Below are 17632 nucleotides of genomic sequence, written 5' to 3'. Positions count from 1 at the left end.
GAGAGAATAGTGGTTTGAATTTTTATAGAAGAAATTAAATATCTTATTACTATTTAATTTCAATCGCTGAAGTAATATCGTTCCAATCAGCAGCTAAATTAGCAGTTTTACCGTACCAATCAGCATGTTTAAATAAAACGCCTTTTCCATATCCTTGTGTTGAAGTGTGCTCCCAAAGTGTCGTTGAATAACTTGCAGAAGGTGACGCTGTACTTACAGAAGAAATTCTGTCATTCCAGCTAGATGGTAAGTTTTTAAAGCCGCTACTCCAGTAAATATATTGGCCACCTTTATCTTTATGTTCATAAAAATCAGTACTACCAGCACCGCTACCTAAAGGATTAATTTTATTTTTAATTGCTTTTTTATCCTTTTCAATATACGCATCTAATGTTTCACGGCTAGTAAAACCATAAGCTAGCCAATCTCCATTTTCATTTTGCTTAGGTAATACCATAGTAATTTGGATATCTTTCTTATCCTGATCACTTAATTTTGCAAATGAATTAACATTTTGTTCATCCACTTTTAAATAATCAAATGACTTAATTGTGTTACTTTTTTCTTCAGCACTTACCGCACCTAGTCCTCCAGTTAGTGCAAAACCCGCTACTAATGTCCCTGCTACTAATTTCTTCAACATATAACCATCCCTTTTTGTTTGAATTTTTGTACAGGTGAATCTTGTACAGCTAAAATGTATTCTAATTTTATACTTTTGTAAATATTCTGAAGTTTTAGAAATAATAGGCGGAATATTTACATTTTTACATTATTTCTTTAGAAAAAATGGTTATTGGAATGATATAATAAGTGGATGTATTGCTTTTACTGGATGTAAAGATATTTTAGGAGAGGTGTCATTGAAATATTTTACAAGAGAATGGTATAAAAAAATGCAAGTTTTAGAATTTGTAAGTTTTATAGAGTCTATAAAAGAATGGTCGGAAATGGATATACAAAGTTTAAAGGAAGAAATAGAGGAAAGGAAAATAGATTTATTAAAATTCCTTCCTGAATCGATATACTCAATTATACAAAACATCACAATTAATTCAGAATATCCATCAGGTGAACTGAAAAAACGTATGCAAGAGTGGACAACAGATTATGAGAAAAGAATGGCACAATTAGATCAATCATACGTAGAATATTTTAATTCCATTGAGAAAAAACTTCCGTCAAATGTCGCTCAGTTACACAAGACATCACTACACGATAGTGTAATTAAAGTAATAAAGAGAGAATCAGAAGATACTTTGTCTATCGTATTAGATTGCAGTGGTACTTTTAGTGAATTTGATAAACTTGAAGTAACCTTTATAGGAGTCACAAATTGTTCTATGCCGGAAAACTTTGAAAATGCTTGGTGGTTATATCATGAAATAGCTCTTACTGAAGATGGTTTTGAACTAGGTGTTTTATTTGACTGTCCATTTAGAGAAGTGACGATTTGTGCGACAGATGTATTACTTGTGAATAAATAATTTTTTATGGAGCATTACAAACGTTTGACATAATAAAAAAATAAAGTTATTGTAGATACATGAAGTCTACAATAGGGGCTGTACTATGAAATATTCTAAAGCTACAAATTATGCTCTTCATACAATACTTTTTCTGGCAAAGGCTACACCAAATAGGTTAGTTAGTGTTCACCAATTAGCAGAAATGCAAAATGTTTCACCAACGTACTTGTCTAAAATACTAACTAAGTTGACGAAGGAAGGGATGATACATTCATCATCTGGTCCAAAGGGCGGTTACTCGCTTAGTAAGAATTGGGAAGATATTTCATTTTTAGATATTATACATGCAATTGAAGGTAAAACATCATTGTTTGAATGTTGTTTACATGACAAACCGGGATGTTTAATTAATGAAGTAATGCTTGCAGCAGAAGAGAAAATGGAAGAAGAGTTACGAAATCAAAAAATCGTAGATCTTGCGAAAAAAATAAAAGTGGATTTTTAATCTGCTTTTATTTTTAAATTAATTAAGGATAAAAAGACTCTTTGATATCTTTAATTGTAGTTAGAAAATGATATGAAGAAGGAGAGAAGATGATGACTAAATTTTGGAATGATCGATATAAATCAGATGAATATTTTTACGGGGAAGAACCTAATACATTTATTAAAGAACAAGCATTTCGTTTAGCAAATCACAATAAAGTAATAGCTTTCGCGGAGGGAGAAGGTAGAAATGCTGTATTTCTAGCAAGACAAGGGAACGAAGTAACAGCTATTGATTATTCGGAAGATGGATTAGAGAAGACAAAAAAATTGGCAGAGAAGCATAACGTAAACGTGCATACAAAAAAAGTAGATTTATTAGCTGATAGTTTGCCAGAAAATGAATATGATGCAGCAATTATGGTATTTGGACATTTTCATGATGATTATAAAAAAATGATATTAGGTAAAATGATACAAACGATAAAGCCTGGTGGTTTAATTATGTTTGAAGTTTACTCAAAAAAACAAATAAACTATGGTACTGGTGGACCAAAAGATGTTGATATGCTGTATGATCCAATTGATATCCTTACTTGGTGTGAAAAACATAAGGTAATTCATTTCTTTAATGGCGAACAAGAGCGAATTGAAGGGAAAGGGCACACTGGTTTAGCTGATGTTATTCAAGTTGTTATTAGAAAATGAATATAAGTGTTAATGAAAGTTAAATGTATGAATGTAAAAGACCAGTCATGTAAGACTGGTCTTTCTATTTAGATACTAAATTATCAAGCTTCCAATATGTATCTGTTAACGGCGCTGCTTTGCTATCTATGTATAAATACATATTATTTAAATCTTTTGGTGAAGTTTTCAGTTCAAATACAACGTCAGTAGTTAAAGAGAACTCGTGTGGAACATTTTTATAGTGCTCGTCATCTATCGGATGAGCTTCACCTTCATATTTCTCACCAGTTTTTTCATCTTGTATGAAATATTTTATTTCCGAAAGATCAATAGTTTGTCCATCGTCTCGAACATTATTAATCATAACACGAGTAGTAAGGCGCCGCTCTTTGTCTATTTTTTCAAACTTTGCATTCTCAACTGTCGCTCTATAGTATTCGTTTTTAACTATTTCTCCATAGTGCATTGCATTCTTTTCGAGAGCGCTCTTTTCTTGTTTTGATGTAGTATTGCTATTACATCCTGTTAATATTCCAGTAAATAATAATGCTGTACATGTCGTTTTGATTAATGATTTCATAGTAATCCCTTTCTGTATTAAAAAGTAAAACATAGGAATAATTTTACATCAATAGGAAGATAAATGGAAGTGTTTTTGCGTAATATACAGATATACATTTATTTGGTTGTCAAGTTAACAGGATAGAAAGAGGGAGAAGACTGTATAAAACGGAATAAATAAGAATTGAAAATATTGTAAAACGGAAGAGGCATGCATATAATTAAAATAAAGTTTAAGTTTCTGAACCTTCAATAACGGTGGTGATAACATGTTTACTGAAGAACGTCGAGAGAAAATTTTAGAACGACTTAATACAGATGGAAGAGTAATAGCAAAGGATCTTGCGGAAAGATTTGATATGTCTATTGATTCTATAAGAAGAGATTTGTCTATTATGGAAAAGGATGGTTTATTAAAAAGAACGCACGGAGGTGCAATTGAACTTACGCGAGTGAGAAACTTAGCTGCGGAACCAACTAAACGTTATAGTGATAGCTCAATATATGAGGACACAATTGCAAGAGTTGCGGTATCTTATATACAAGAAGGTGATTCAATTTTTATTGGCGGGGCTCCCGTTCATAATGCGATGCTGAAATATTTACCGGAAGTATCATTTACGGTTATTACGAATTCTATAGAAATAGCTGGTTATCTACGAGAATATAAGAATATTGATACGTATTTAATTGGCGGAAAAGTAAAACCTTCAGGAAATATTACTGATACACTTGCTTCTGAATTGATAAGTAGATTTTCTATTGATCTTTATTTCTCTACAGGTGGAGGCATTTCATTACAAGGTATTAGTACTGCAACACCTGAAGTTGCTTATTTTAGTAAAAGAGTAAATAAAATTGCTAGAAGAAATATTTGTTTAGCTCCGCATAATAAACTTGGAATAGATTGTTTTATAAGAGGAGAGTCTCTAAAAGAAATTGACCTTATTATAACTGATGAAGAGGCTAGTAAAGAAACTGTTCAGGAATTTGAGAAACAAGGTAAACAAGTTGTAATAGCGCCATTATATTCATTTGAAAGGAGTTTGACATGATTGTAAAAGAACAAGAGTTTCATATAAATGGATTAACTTATACAATTCGTTCTGCAGCTGAGAAAGATGCTGAGCAGTTATCGAAAACTAGAGTTCAGATTGATGGAGAAACTGAAAATATGGATAGAGATGCTGGAGAGGGATTTATAGATGACCTAGGGTTTCAAAAAATAATAAAAACAGATAGTGAAGAGACTAAGAATCTCTTTTTAGTTGCAGAAGTGCACAATCGAATCGTTGGATTTTCAAGATGTGAAGGATCAAATTTTAAGAGATTATCTCATAAAGTGGAGTTTGGCGTTTGCATTTTAAAAGAGTTTTGGGGATATAGAATGGGGAAGAGCCTATTACAACAATCTATTAAATGGGCTGACGAAAATGCAGTAAATAAAATATCTTTACAAGTATTAGAGACAAACGAGAAAGCTATTCATCTTTATAAAAAATTAGGTTTTGAAGTAGAAGGCATTTTGAAAAATGACAAAAGACTATCGGATGGAAAGTATTATAATACGGTAGTGATGGGAAGATTTACTAATACTTTTCATGAAAGAGGTGAAGAAGTATGTTTTACAGAAGGAAGTACTATGTAGTGAAAAATGAATTTATAGAAGTATTTAATGATCATTTCAATAATACGAACTTACCTAATCAATTAAAGCATGGTTCTAGGCTAATAGGACGCTGGATGAAAGATAATAAGAATGGTACGTATGAAGTATTTGCCATATGGGAATATGATAGTTATGAACAGTATAATGAAATAGAATCGAAAATTAGAAGTGACGAGAGGCATATTAAAAGAATACATGAATGGTATGAAAACCATGGCGGGAAAGAATATGTTTTACAGGAGTACATAGTAGAGATGAAAAATGAAGAGTTAGTATGTACTGTAAAGTAACAGAGGGGTGAGGGATAATAGAAATTAAAACAAAATTATATTTTAGTTTAGCATCCGCTATTTTATTTGCAATAGCCGTGATTGTTTTCTTTATAAATGGTAATCCACAAAAGTGGTTTTGGTTATGTATTTTCTTTGCGTCCATTATACAAAATATAGTGCTACTAAAAAAGAATAAAGAAGTGCATTAGGATATTCAAATTATTAACATATTTGTGTCGTATTGCTAGTTGTATTGAAAACGCTTTTATTCAGTTTTATAATAAAATTATGTTTTATAAATCTCCAAAACAATTAAAAGGGAGATGATACAATGTTAGCTTCACCGTTTTACTTACATACATGGAAAAAGTTTGTTAATGAAGGTGTTCTTGATTCAAATCGCATAAATCAAAGAATTTCAGAATCGTGGCATCGATGTAAACAGGCTAATGTTAATCCTCATATGAATAAAGGTCAGAAAGTTTTGTCTTCTCATATTTTTCGAGAACAAAAGAAAAAGAGTGAAATTTTCCTTGATATAGCATTACCCCAAATACAAAATATGAGAAAAACCATTGATGAACTACAAATGATGGCATTATTAATCGATCCAGATGGTTATGTCCTATCCTTAAGTGGAAATAAACAAACGTTAAAGCGAGCGAAACATATTAATTTTATTGAAGGTGTAAAATGGACGGAAGCAGCTGTGGGGACAAACGCAATAGGAACAGCGCTAGAAATTGAAGAAGCTATTATGATAAGTGGTACTGAACATTACTCCGTGGTATCTCATAGCTGGAGTTGTGCGGCTGCTCCCATTCATAACGATGACGGGAAATTAATTGGTATTCTAGATTTCTCCTGTCCAATTGAATTTTCACATCCATATATGCTCGGTATGGTAACTTCAATTGCACATGCGATTGAACGTGAATGTAGCATAAGAGTTCATCAAAATGAATTACACTTAATCCATCGTTTTTTAGATGTCATTGATAGTGATGAACAAGTAGTTATTTGTAATCATCGTGATGTTATCGTTTCTGCGAGTAAGAGCGTTCGGGAACGAGTAACTAATTGGTCAAGAATGAAACTTGAAGATTTAGTGCACCATGGATTGGAAACTAAATTAGAAATACCGGTATATAGTAATGAAAGAATGATCGGGAAATGTATGTATTTAAAGGAAAACAAACAAATGAATACATATTCTGCTTTCACATTTATAAAAGGAATTACTTTTCCAGGAGTTACCGGGACAAGTAAAGCATTTCAACACACACTAGAAGAAATTAAGCTTGTTTCACCGACTGATGCTAGTGTGTATGTATGTGGTGAGACAGGAGTAGGAAAGGAATATGTCGCGAGAGCGATTCATGAAAATAGTCCAAGAAAAGACGGACCCTTTATAGCTGTTAACTGCGGTTCTTTGCCTAAAGAATTAATGGAAAGTGAATTGTTCGGTTATGCTGAAGGTGCGTTTACAGGTGCGCGACGTCAAGGATATAAAGGGAAATTTGAACAAGCGAATGGAGGAACACTGTTTTTAGATGAAATTGGCGAAGTACCACCAGAGATGCAAGTAGCCTTATTGCGTGTTTTACAAGAACGCACAATAACTCCAATAGGAAGTTCAAAAGAGGTACCAGTAAATATTCGTATTATTACTGCCACACATAAAGATTTACTAAGGTTAGTAGAAGAAGGGAAATTCCGTCAAGATTTATATTATCGTTTGCACGTTTATCCGTTATATGTTCCATCGTTATTAGAAAGAAAAGAGGATATCCCATATTTTATACAACACTTTTGCGAACGGAAGAATTGGAATGTTGTATTTCCTAAAAGTATTTGCAATCAATTTTTACAACATACATGGCCCGGAAATATTCGGGAACTAGTAAATGTATTAGAACGCATTTACATTTTGTCGCAAGGACGGGAAATATGCGAAAAACAAGTCGCTTTTTTGATACAAACAATGATGGGAAATCAACAACAACTTGAGTTACAAGTTGAAAATAAAACAGAACAGACATTACATTTTCGCGAAAAAATACAGCGTGATAGCATGATTGAAGCATTACAAAAGACAAACGGAAATGTTTCATTAGCTGCAAAACTATTAGATGTACCCCGTAGTACATTTTATAAACGAATGCAAAAATATAAGTTATAAAGTAGATTTTTGTAATCTACTTTTTCTTTGTGGGCTCATGTTCTGTCGGAATGTGCGCTTACCGGGGAAATAATAGAATTGTTAGAAGGGAAATTTCCTAATGGGGGTTAGTGTGTGAAGTACATTGAAATTGGAATCGGGAATAGGTGGTTCGTTCGAACAGAAACCGAAAATAAAGATGGAACTGAATTTGAAGAACGAGGAATTATAAAACCTATTTATTTTGAGTCTTTATACATACGTATTTGGTTTCGGAAAACTTGTTTTATTTTTGATACGAAAGAGGGGTTTAAGAAAGATAAGAAGAGGAGGGTTGAATATAAATTTATAGTTGGAATTGTAAGTAGACTGGATAAAGAAGAAGTGGGCTAACATACGTAGTTATATTGGACAGGAAATTCTTTTGACTTATATCAAATTCATGAAAAGCACATTTACTAAATATAAATTGTTAATAAAACCACTAAAAATTATTATCAAGACCTAAAAGCTAAAAATCCTAAAAAAATAAAGGTGAGCGCATATTATACATGACTAATATGTACTCACCTTTATTTTATTGTTCAATTAAAGGGCCAGATTGTTGAGGAAACAGGAATAATAAGAATACTCAAAATATTGTTTGTGAAGTGTTACACTTAAACTAACGGGCAGTTTAGCTTAAGTACATTTTTTCACAAATTTAAATGGGGAAATTTCCCCATTTTTTATACCAGCTTAACGTTGATTCGGGAATATTGAACTTCGCTACCTGCTAATTGAATTCTACTTCATCTGGAGACCTTTAAATTAAAATGCTTCCTTTCTTCTGACAGACTTATTAAATTTCGAAAACAATCAATTCAATCATCTTTTCGTATAGAAAAACTTATTAAGAAACATGCACTAGAAAAAATATAAATCATATATAGGAGATATCCCGTTTGAATGCTTGAGGAGGATATTATGAAACCTATGTTACCTAGTGAAAAATATTTCGGTAATTTAGAACTAGTTTATGCATTTTATGGGGCTATGCCTACAGGTGTTACTGTTTCAGAAACCGGTCGTATTTTCATTTGCTTTCCGAAATGGGGAGACGATGTTAAATTTACGGTGGCGGAAATTTTTGAGGATAAATTGCAGCCTTATCCTAATTTACAAACCAATTTAGCTAACCCCGAGAATATCCCAATGACTTTCATCAGTGTCCAAAGTGTAGTTGCTGATGGAAGGGGAACGCTTTGGATATTAGATACAGCGGCACCCAATTTTTCTGAACCTATTAAAGGGGGAGCAAAATTAGTCGCTGTTGATTTAGAAACCAATACAATAAGAAAAGTATATACCTTTACAGAAGATGTTGTCCTGCCTACAACTTATCTGAATGATGTCCGTTTTGATTTTCGTGTTGGAAAAGCAGGTTATGCCTATATAACGGATTCTTCTTCGAGAGGACCAGGAGCTATTATCGTCGTAGATTTATCAAATGGAAACGCGTTCAGACGGTTAAATGGAGCAAATTCAACTTCACCCGATCCCTATTTTTTACCGAAAGTAGAAGGTCAAATTTTAGTGAATCGAAACAAAGACGGTTCAACTTCTCCATTTAGGTTGGCGTCTGATAGTCTTGCGATTTCTCCCGATGGAAAGATATTATTTTTTGCTCCACTAACCAGTCGGCATTTGTTCTCGATCTCAACAGAAGCCCTGAGAAACAGAACGATACCGGACATGAATTTACCTTATCATGTGGAGTATTGGGGAGAAAAAGGTGCGTCTGATGGAATGATCACTGATGCAAAGGGAACTGTTTATGCTGGAGATTATGAAAACAACAGTATCCGTAAGATATTGCCAAATGGCATAATGGAAACTATCGCACATGATCCGAGAATTTTGTGGCCGGATACTTTTTCAATTGGTCCGGATCAATATTTGTATGTCATTGTGAACCAATTACATCGACAGCCTAGATTTCATTATGGAAAAGACTTACGACAGAAACCTTATAGTTTACTTCGTATCAAAATTGATGAATTTCCTGCTCCGACCTTTTCATAATAAAAATAGTCAATGAATTGTTTTCATTGATAGAAAATGATCAAACTTTTTTATAAAACCAAAACATAAACCTGCTGGATAAGAATCCATTTTGATCAATCTTTTTCAAAATGGATTCTTTTTATTTACCATAGAATACGGGTTAACACGATATTTTTAATCAAACTTTATTTTAAAATTACGAAGAAACTCATGAATGTTTTAAAAAATATGGTGAAGTAGTAATACCCGAACTTATGAGTGAAATTAATGAAAAGTTAAAATGGGATGTTGTTAGTTATGTAGATCATAAGGAGTATGCTTTATGGCCACATTCTATTTGAAGATTTTTCATTGAAAATCTCAATAGCTCTTTCACATATTTCTTGATTAATACAAAATCTTTCTGTTATCCAATAATTAAGTTCAGAAGATGTAATGATTTGTTCTCTTTTCTTACCTTGGAAATATCGTTTTAAAACATTATCATTAATAGAAGTTGGAATACCATCGATATAACCGAAAATCTGAATTTTCTTTAATACAGGAGATGTATGCCAATCGTTAGACTTTTTAACGAGTTCTTTCATACTTGATAAATGTATTGGATCTGTATGTAAGATTTTTGCTGGACCTGGATTTCTAGCAATTTTAATCCTATTATTTGAGACTTCATAAGTGAAAGTTTCTCTTACATTACTTACTTGAAATGATTCATAAAGTGGGTAAGCTTGGAATAAAGGTGCACAATAACCAACATCAACATAATAAGGTTGGTCTAAGTTAACCCGTAAGCATAAATGTCCGGGATCCATATACATATAATGAATATTAAAACCAAGATTTGATAATAACCAATGGAATCCAATTGAGTGCGTCCAACAAGGACCCCCGAGACCTTTTGTTGTAATACGGTTTATGTATGTCTCAATGGAAGGAAAATAATTACCTGTTTCATTACCCTTTTCCCAGTCAATTATTTTAGTAAGGGTTTCCCATTTTATTTTTTCTTGATGAGCTTTAATAAGCTCATTTAAAAACTTTAAGCTAGTAGGCTGTTTTGTCGTACCTAAAAATGATAGAAAGCTATTTACTAGTTGTACTTGGGTCATTTTCTTATCCTTTCTATATAGAAATTGCTATTGGTATTATTATACAATAGGTGTCAGAAAATACAGTTGTTTATTATTGGAGTGGGAGAGAATTATATGTCGATGTCGCTATATTATAAAAAAATCCGTGAGCAATTAGGCCATGAACTAATTCTAATACCGAGTGTAGCTGCTGTTATAAAGAATGGGCAGGGAGATATTTTGTTTCAATATCCTGGCGGGGAATACTGGAGTTTGCCAGCTGGAGCAATTGAGCCTGGAGAAACTCCAGAAGAAGCGGTAGTTCGTGAAGTGTGGGAAGAAACGGGTTTGAAAGTGCAAGTAAAAAAACAAAAAGGGGTATTTGGAGGGGAAAGGTTCCGTCATATATATCCGAATGGCGATCAAGTAGAATATATTGTTGTTGTGTTTGAATGTGAAATTACTAGTGGAAAACTGAAATCGATAGATGGTGAATCTTTAAAACTACAATATTTCTCATTTTCTGAAAAGCCTACTTTAGCGCTACCATACCCAGATAATATATTTTTATAGATGTAAAATAACACACCTTACTTATTGAAGGTGTGTTATTTATATAACCCGGTCGTATACATCTCCGTTAGCGTATACACAATTTCCTCTAAGTTAATCTTTTTATCATTTTGCGTAATAGTCCAAAGAAACGATTCATTCATCGCGAACCAACCGCGTGCTACAATCTCTTTATTTAAATTAGGTTGTGCTAATCCACTTTCTTGAGAGTAAGTAATATCCTGTTTAATACTTGTTATAAAACGTTCCCGAATCTCATCCCATTTTTGCCGTATTTCTCTTGATAATCCTATCGCTTCCTCTACAACTTGCAAAATAGCGCGTTCTGCATCTGCTAATTGCAGGAATGCTCTAACTTGATTTTGGATCATTATACGTGCTTCCTCTTTTGTTTGTGGAGAAAAAGAGCGCTCAGCAATATTATAAAATTGATTCATAACATCTTCCATTAAACTAATTAGGAGATCATCTTTGTTTTTGAAGTATACATATGCTGTTCCATAACCAGTTTCTGCATGTTTAATAATTTGTGTAATTGTCGTTTTTTGAAATCCATTATTTATAAAAATAGTGTAACCAGAGTGTAATAGTTTCTTCTTCGTTTCTAAGGAGCGGTGTTTTCTTGATGAAAGAGTAGAGTTTTTCAAAGAATCACCTCTTTATACTGAAATATCTGAAAATATAACTGTATTGTAAAAGAAGTTCATATATAAAGTCAACTGACATAATATCATTGACGTTGTATCAATTAAGGTGATATATTTCAATTAGTTAGAATAAAAAGAAAATTAAGAGAAGGTGACACCATGTATAAAGAACCATTTCAACCAACTTATGAGTATGCGCTTGAATGTGATAAACATGATGAACTGAAAGATTTTCAAACTGAATTCTATAAAAAAGAAGGTACTATATATTTAGATGGAAACTCATTAGGGCTACTTTCAAAAAGAGCAGAGAAATCATTACTTACGTTGCTAGATTCGTGGAAAGAGTATGGCATTGACGGCTGGACAGAAGGTGAGCACCCGTGGTTTTTCCTTTCAGAGAAATTAGGTAAACTTACAGCCCCTCTTATTGGTGCTTTACCGGAAGAAACTATTGTAACCGGTTCTACAACTACAAATATACACCAAGTTATTGCGACGTTTTACGAACCAAAAGGAATACGTACAAAAATACTTGCGGATGAATTAACTTTCCCATCAGATATTTATGCACTTCAAAGTCAAATTCGTTTAAAAGGATTAGATCCAGAGGAGCATTTAGTAAGAGTGAAAAGCCGAGATGGTAGAACACTTTCTGAAGAAGATATTATCCATACGATGGAAGATGATATCGCTTTAATTTTATTACCTTCTGTTTTATATAGAAGTGGTCAAATTCTTGATATGAAACGTTTAACAACGGAAGCTCATAAACGCGGCATTCACATTGGATTTGATTTATGCCATTCAATAGGATCTATTCCGCATCATTTCAAAGATTGGGATGTCGATTTTGCTGTTTGGTGCAATTATAAATATTTAAATGCAGGACCGGGTGGCGTTGCAGGAATTTATGTGAATAATAAACATTTTAATAGACTACCAGGGTTGTCTGGATGGTTTAGTTCTAGAAAAGATAAGCAGTTTGATATGGAGCATACATTAACAGCTGCTGATCATGCAGGTGCTTATCAAATTGGTACACCGCACGTTTTAAGTACAGCACCATTAATTGGTTCACTTGAAATTTTCAAAGATGCAGGTATTGAGCGTTTACGTGAGAAATCTTTACATATTACGAGATACATGCTGAATTTAATTGGACATGAATTAAAAGATTTCGAATTTACAATTGGAAATCCATTAGAGGATGAAAAACGAGGCGGGCACATTTATTTAGAGCATGCAGAAGCAGCACGTATATGTAAAGCACTAAAAGCAAATGGAGTAATTCCAGATTTTAGAGCGCCAAATGGGGTGAGACTTGCGCCGGTCGCTTTATATAACACATACGAAGAAGTGTGGAAATCTGTACAAATATTAAAGAAAATTATGAAAAATGAAGAGTATAAGCAGTTTGAAAATAAGCGAGAGGTTGTGGCATAAATATGAAAACATCAGAGTGGATTGATATTTCACAACCGCTAAATAATAATATTGCAACGTGGCCAGGAGACACACCGTTCTCGTATGAAGTTTCATGGTCAAAAGAAGAAAGTGGCTCAGTAAATGTCGGAAAGTTAACGATGAGTATTCATACAGGCACTCATATTGATGCACCATTTCATTTTGATAATGATGGAAAGAAAGTATTGGATTTAGATGTTCAAGTTTATGTTGGCCCAGCACGGATTATTGACGTTTCTAATCTTGAAAGCATCGGGAAAAAGGAATTAGAAAGCTTTCATTTAGAAGGTGTAGAACGATTATTATTACGTACATCTTCACATGGAAAAGCTGAAGAATTTCCAGAGGTGATCCCTCATTTACGTGCGGACATAGCGTCGTTTCTTTCAGAGAAAGGTATTCGTTTAATCGGAGTAGATGTACCATCAGTTGATCCGCTAGATGATAAAGAATTAGCAGCGCATCATCAATTATTTAAACATGGAATTCATATTTTAGAAAATGTCGTACTAGATCATGTAGCAGACGGTGATTATGAACTTATTGCATTACCACTTGCATTAACTGATGCAGATGGAAGTCCAGTTCGAGCCGTTATTAGACCAATATAAGTAGAATCATATAAAAGGGGCGTTTGGCTAATATGAAAGAAAATGAAAAAGTAATTATGGAAAAAGGGATTCATACGGATTTTAAAGAGAATATGACGTATGGGGAGTATTTACAATTAGATAGTTTACTATCTTCTCAAAAAAGATTATCGGACCATCATGATGAAATGTTATTTATCGTTATTCACCAAGCAAGTGAGCTTTGGATGAAGCTCATTTTACATGAGCTAAATGCGGCGATTGAATCTATTAAACAAGATAAATTACAACCAGCTTTTAAAATGTTAGCACGTGTATCAAAAGTTCAGTCTCAAATTATTCAATCTTGGGATATTCTTGCGACATTAACACCATCAGAATATATTGAGTTTCGTGATTCACTCGGTCAAGCTTCAGGTTTTCAATCGTATCAATATCGTATGATTGAGTATGCACTTGGCTATAAAACGCCACACGCATTAAAAATTTATGAAAAGGATCCAGAATTACATGCACGACTTCATAAAGCGCTACATGCACCAAGTCTATATGATGTCGCGATTCAAGCATTAGTAAAAGAAGGATTCCCTATTCATAAAGATGTGTTAAACCGTGATATTACGCAGCCTTATGAAGAAGATGCAACAGTAGAAGCAGCATGGTTGGAAGTGTATGCGGATGTGAAAAAATATTGGAATTTATATCAGCTTGCTGAAAAATTGATTGATATTGAAGACTGGCTACAACAATGGCGTTTCCGTCATATGAAAACAGTAGAAAGAATTATTGGACATAAAATGGGTACAGGTGGATCCTCCGGTGTTTCTTATTTAAAGCGAGTACTTGATCAACAATTCTTCCCAGAGCTTTGGAATGTTCGTACGAAATTATAAAAATAAACCTGTCAGTTCATTATGGCTGACAGGTTTATTTTTATTTGAGCACAATTATGTTTAAAATGAAGGAACAAGATATAATAAATGGAGTAACTATTTAAATGGAGGTAAAGTTTTTGGATTTCAAGCAACTAGAAAATAAATTCGAAAAGAAAAAAGTGAATACATTTCTTGTTTATCAAAAAGGGGAATTAACAACTGAGTATTATAAAACACCCGAATGTGCAAATAACTTATATAAAATAAATTCGATTACAAAAAGTATCATATCTTTATTAATTGGTATTGCAATTGATAAGGGCTATATAAATGATATACATACATCAATTACAGAGTGGATTGAAAATGTACCTGGAGAAAAACATGATTTAACGCTATATCACTTATTAACAATGACTACTGGTGAGGACTGGAAAGAGTTTGGGAATGGAGTAGTATTCCCAAATGACTTTGTAGAATCAGAGAACTGGGTACAGTACATATTAGAAAAGCCAATAATTGAAGAACCTGCTACAAAAATGAATTATAATTCAGGTTCTTCTCATTTACTGAGCTATATTATTCAAAAAGCTACTGGAATGTCGACAGAGCGGTTTGCAAAGAAATATTTATTTGATCCATTAAAAATTAACGAATACGAGTGGCAACAAGATCCGCAGGGTATATATGTAGGTGGCTTCGGTATGAAAATGAAATCTACCGATTTATTAAAATTAGGAAAATTATGTTTGCAAAATGGATATTGGAATGAAAAAGAAATTGTATCAGCGAAATGGTTAGAAGAGTCAAGTAGGGCTCTATTTGAAACCTATGAACATGTCGGTGCATATGGATATCACTGGTGGGTATTACATAACGGAAGATTTCACATACCGTATTGTATATATTTTGCTATGGGATACGGCGGACAATACATCGTTATCATTCCTCAGTTAGAAATAGTAGCTATTATAAGTAGTCATATGCCAAAACGTGGGCTCGTTCCATTAAAACTATTTATTGAGCATGTACAGGTAAATTCTAATTATATATAAGAAAAGGAGGGAATGTATGAAGGATGAAAAAATTTTATCTTTATTTAGATTATGTTTAAGTCTTCTAGTGTGTAGCGCCATTATTACGCAATTCATAATTAGGGCACAAGTGAAGCCGTTTAATCCAGTTAACTTTTTTAGTTTCTTCACCATTGAAAGTAACATTTTAGTTGCATGTATTCTCCTTTTAAGCAGTATCGGAACAGCTACATTTGGTCGCTCAGAACAGTTTAGTATACTTCGTGGTGCGGCAACGGTATACATACTTACGACAGGACTCGTTTATTTTTTGTTACTAAGAGGGTTAGAAGAGTCACTTCAAACGGCAATACCATGGGTAAATACTGTGCTACATTATATCATGCCGATTGCAATGCTTTTAGATTGGATTTTAAATCCACCTATTAAGAAAATCACTTGGAAACAAGCTGCAAGTTGGCTCTTATTCCCGTGTTTTTACGTTGTATATAGCTTAATACGTGGTCCAATCGTGAATTGGTATCCATATCCGTTTTTAGATCCGAGAATAAGTGGATATGGTAAAGTACTTTTATATAGTATAGGGATAGCTGTAGTAATTGGCGCTATTTGTATATTGGTAAGATTTTTAGGGAATCGAAACTTTAGGAAAGAATTTTAGAAATGCAAGGAACCCCACTGTTTCCATTTTTAACAGTGGGGTTTCATTTTATCCCGCATTAACGGGCAGCCCGATTGGTGAGGACTGATTAAAGTTTCACTTTATCTACTCGTCTTCTGAAACGACAACTTTATAAATTTCTCCGTCTTCGTTTCAAATTCTACATCAACAAAAACACCATATTCTTTTCCATCTTCACGTAACCACAATTTAAATTTTTCAACAGTTATTTGAACTGTTTTTGGTTTTCTACCTATATGAAGATAGTCAATAATTTCTGCTTTTGGGTATTGTTCTTTCGTCTTTTCTACGGCAAGTTTACCCCATTTGGCATACGGCGGCTGCGCATGAACAATTGATGAGCCTGTATATATATTTGAACATGTTGTTAGGAACAGAATGACGAGTGCGACGCGTTTTAACGATTTCTTCATGATGAACTCCTTTTATCCTTTTTTTATATTGTTTACATATTTTTTCAACGATATTAGTTTGGATTTTTTTGTCTTCTTTACATAAAAGCGAGGCTTTTACAAAACATAACCAAGAAATCATTTCCGTAATTAAGGAGGGAAAATTATGCGCCAAAAAGCTATTTTTAAAATAGCGGTTTTACTTGCGTTCATAGGACTGTCTTTAATGGTCAGTAGTATACAACTAAAGAATGTAGAAGCTTTTTCTAATCAAGTTATTCAAAGAGGAGCATCGGGCGAAGATGTCATTGAACTGCAATCTCGTTTAAAATATAACGGATTTTATACGGGAAAAGTAGATGGTGTTTTCGGATGGGGTACATATTGGGCACTTCGGAATTTTCAAGAGAAATTTGGATTACCCGTTGATGGTTTAGCTGGAGCTAAAACGAAGCAAATGCTCGTGAAGGCAACGAAGTATGACAAATCAACTGCTAATAAAGGAACGACAACGAATAAAGGAAATAGTGGTGGCACTGCACAAGAGAATAAACCACCTCAAAATAAAGGGACAAATGTTCCGAACGGTTATTCTCAAAATGATATTCAGCTGATGGCAAACGCAGTATACGGAGAATCACGTGGTGAACCGTATTTAGGACAAGTTGCAGTAGCTGCTGTTATTTTGAACCGTGTTACAAGTGCGTCATTCCCAAATACTGTTTCAGGTGTAATCTTTGAACCTAGAGCATTTACAGCGGTAGCCGATGGACAAATATATTTAACACCAAATGAAACAGCAAAAAAAGCAGTTTTAGATGCGATTAACGGATGGGATCCAACAGGAAATGCTTTATATTATTTCAATCCAGATACTGCGACTAGTAAATGGATTTGGACTCGTCCACAAATTAAAAAAATCGGTAAACATATTTTCTGTAAATAGAG

General features: G+C 33.4%; 21 protein-coding genes. 16 read left to right on the top strand and 5 right to left on the bottom strand.

Annotated elements, in window-relative coordinates; translation table 11 throughout:
• Positions 1-49: 49 nt before the first annotated feature.
• Entirely contained in the window at positions 50-643 is a 594-nt protein-coding gene (locus MHH55_RS07880) for a hypothetical protein (protein WP_000914438.1), read from the bottom strand.
• A gap of 220 nt (positions 644-863) precedes the next feature.
• On the opposite strand from MHH55_RS07880, the gene MHH55_RS07875 reads away from it, so the two are divergent.
• The 3 genes from MHH55_RS07875 to MHH55_RS07865 all read left to right on the top strand — a co-directional run bounded on the left by MHH55_RS07875 (position 864) and on the right by MHH55_RS07865 (position 2663).
• Entirely contained in the window at positions 864-1487 is a 624-nt protein-coding gene (locus tag MHH55_RS07875) for a DUF4085 domain-containing protein (protein ID WP_000873453.1), read from the top strand.
• 85 nt (positions 1488-1572) lie between these two features.
• Positions 1573-1974: an Rrf2 family transcriptional regulator gene (locus tag MHH55_RS07870; RefSeq protein ID WP_071740729.1), complete on the top strand. Its 402-nt coding sequence runs from the start codon at positions 1573-1575 to the stop codon at positions 1972-1974.
• Positions 1975-2063: 89 nt separating this feature from the next.
• Complete coding sequence (locus MHH55_RS07865; protein ID WP_071740728.1) at positions 2064-2663, top strand: class I SAM-dependent methyltransferase; 600 nt, start codon at positions 2064-2066, stop codon at positions 2661-2663.
• 64 nt (positions 2664-2727) lie between these two features.
• Here the strand turns inward: MHH55_RS07865 and MHH55_RS07860 are convergent, their stop codons facing one another.
• The gene (locus tag MHH55_RS07860) at positions 2728-3225 is read right to left on the bottom strand and encodes a hypothetical protein (protein WP_000838466.1); all 498 of its coding nucleotides are present in this window, start codon (positions 3223-3225) and stop codon (positions 2728-2730) included.
• Between the two features lie 250 nt (positions 3226-3475).
• On the opposite strand from MHH55_RS07860, the gene MHH55_RS07855 reads away from it, so the two are divergent.
• From MHH55_RS07855 to MHH55_RS07830, 6 genes are all read left to right on the top strand, one after another.
• Positions 3476-4261: a DeoR/GlpR family DNA-binding transcription regulator gene (locus MHH55_RS07855; RefSeq protein ID WP_071740727.1), complete on the top strand. Its 786-nt coding sequence runs from the start codon at positions 3476-3478 to the stop codon at positions 4259-4261.
• The gene (locus MHH55_RS07850) at positions 4258-4854 is read left to right on the top strand and encodes a GNAT family N-acetyltransferase (RefSeq protein WP_071740726.1); all 597 of its coding nucleotides are present in this window, start codon (positions 4258-4260) and stop codon (positions 4852-4854) included. The genes MHH55_RS07855 and MHH55_RS07850 overlap by 4 nt, the downstream gene beginning before the upstream one ends.
• Complete coding sequence (locus tag MHH55_RS07845; RefSeq protein ID WP_025687589.1) at positions 4827-5165, top strand: NIPSNAP family protein; 339 nt, start codon at positions 4827-4829, stop codon at positions 5163-5165. The genes MHH55_RS07850 and MHH55_RS07845 overlap by 28 nt, the downstream gene beginning before the upstream one ends.
• A 313-nt stretch (positions 5166-5478) precedes the next feature.
• Positions 5479-7329 carry a sigma-54-dependent Fis family transcriptional regulator gene (locus MHH55_RS07840; protein WP_078187594.1) on the top strand — a complete coding sequence of 617 codons (1851 nt, stop codon included), beginning with the start codon at positions 5479-5481 and terminating at the stop codon, positions 7327-7329.
• Positions 7330-7443: 114 nt separating this feature from the next.
• A complete protein-coding gene (locus tag MHH55_RS07835) occupies positions 7444-7701 on the top strand; it encodes a DUF3977 family protein (RefSeq protein WP_000873841.1) in 258 nt (85 codons plus the stop codon).
• A 573-nt stretch (positions 7702-8274) separates the two neighbouring features.
• Positions 8275-9372, top strand: coding sequence for an L-dopachrome tautomerase-related protein (locus MHH55_RS07830; protein ID WP_078187595.1), 1098 nt, complete (start codon positions 8275-8277; stop codon positions 9370-9372).
• A gap of 302 nt (positions 9373-9674) precedes the next feature.
• Here the strand turns inward: MHH55_RS07830 and MHH55_RS07825 are convergent, their stop codons facing one another.
• Positions 9675-10463 (bottom strand): hypothetical protein, encoded by a 789-nt coding sequence (locus MHH55_RS07825; RefSeq protein WP_074553899.1) that lies wholly within the window; start codon positions 10461-10463, stop codon positions 9675-9677.
• A gap of 96 nt (positions 10464-10559) precedes the next feature.
• Between MHH55_RS07825 and MHH55_RS07820 the strand changes: the two genes are divergently transcribed.
• Positions 10560-10997 (top strand): NUDIX hydrolase, encoded by a 438-nt coding sequence (locus MHH55_RS07820; RefSeq protein ID WP_000062938.1) that lies wholly within the window; start codon positions 10560-10562, stop codon positions 10995-10997.
• A gap of 35 nt (positions 10998-11032) precedes the next feature.
• Here the strand turns inward: MHH55_RS07820 and MHH55_RS07815 are convergent, their stop codons facing one another.
• A complete protein-coding gene (locus MHH55_RS07815) occupies positions 11033-11644 on the bottom strand; it encodes a TetR/AcrR family transcriptional regulator (RefSeq protein WP_000798536.1) in 612 nt (203 codons plus the stop codon).
• 159 nt (positions 11645-11803) lie between these two features.
• Here MHH55_RS07815 and kynU point away from each other — a divergent pair, with 159 nt between their 5' ends.
• The 5 genes from kynU to MHH55_RS07790 all read left to right on the top strand — a co-directional run bounded on the left by kynU (position 11804) and on the right by MHH55_RS07790 (position 16271).
• The gene (kynU, locus tag MHH55_RS07810; protein WP_000276299.1) at positions 11804-13090 is read left to right on the top strand and encodes a kynureninase; all 1287 of its coding nucleotides are present in this window, start codon (positions 11804-11806) and stop codon (positions 13088-13090) included.
• A 2-nt stretch (positions 13091-13092) separates the two neighbouring features.
• Positions 13093-13722 carry an arylformamidase gene (kynB, locus tag MHH55_RS07805; RefSeq protein ID WP_000858074.1) on the top strand — a complete coding sequence of 210 codons (630 nt, stop codon included), beginning with the start codon at positions 13093-13095 and terminating at the stop codon, positions 13720-13722.
• A 32-nt stretch (positions 13723-13754) separates the two neighbouring features.
• Positions 13755-14594, top strand: coding sequence for a tryptophan 2,3-dioxygenase (kynA, locus tag MHH55_RS07800; protein ID WP_078187600.1), 840 nt, complete (start codon positions 13755-13757; stop codon positions 14592-14594).
• 119 nt (positions 14595-14713) lie between these two features.
• On the top strand, positions 14714-15631 hold the full coding sequence (locus tag MHH55_RS07795) for a serine hydrolase domain-containing protein (RefSeq protein WP_078187599.1): 918 nt from the start codon (positions 14714-14716) through the stop codon (positions 15629-15631).
• 16 nt (positions 15632-15647) lie between these two features.
• Positions 15648-16271, top strand: a complete 624-nt coding sequence (locus tag MHH55_RS07790) for a Pr6Pr family membrane protein (protein WP_078187598.1) — start codon at positions 15648-15650, stop codon at positions 16269-16271.
• 101 nt (positions 16272-16372) lie between these two features.
• Here MHH55_RS07790 and MHH55_RS07785 read toward each other — a convergent pair whose 3' ends face one another.
• Entirely contained in the window at positions 16373-16705 is a 333-nt protein-coding gene (locus tag MHH55_RS07785; protein ID WP_000749154.1) for a DUF3889 domain-containing protein, read from the bottom strand.
• A gap of 145 nt (positions 16706-16850) precedes the next feature.
• Between MHH55_RS07785 and sleB the strand changes: the two genes are divergently transcribed.
• Positions 16851-17630 carry a spore cortex-lytic enzyme gene (gene sleB, locus MHH55_RS07780; RefSeq protein ID WP_001249053.1) on the top strand — a complete coding sequence of 260 codons (780 nt, stop codon included), beginning with the start codon at positions 16851-16853 and terminating at the stop codon, positions 17628-17630.
• The last annotated feature ends 2 nt before the right edge of the window (positions 17631-17632 follow it).

Source organism: Bacillus sp. FSL K6-2944, assembly GCF_038005385.1.
In the GTDB taxonomy this organism is placed as follows: Bacteria; Bacillota; Bacilli; order Bacillales; family Bacillaceae_G; genus Bacillus_A; species Bacillus_A cereus.
The sequence above is the reverse complement of the archived record's forward strand: the minus strand, read 5'-3'. Positions and strand labels throughout refer to the sequence as shown.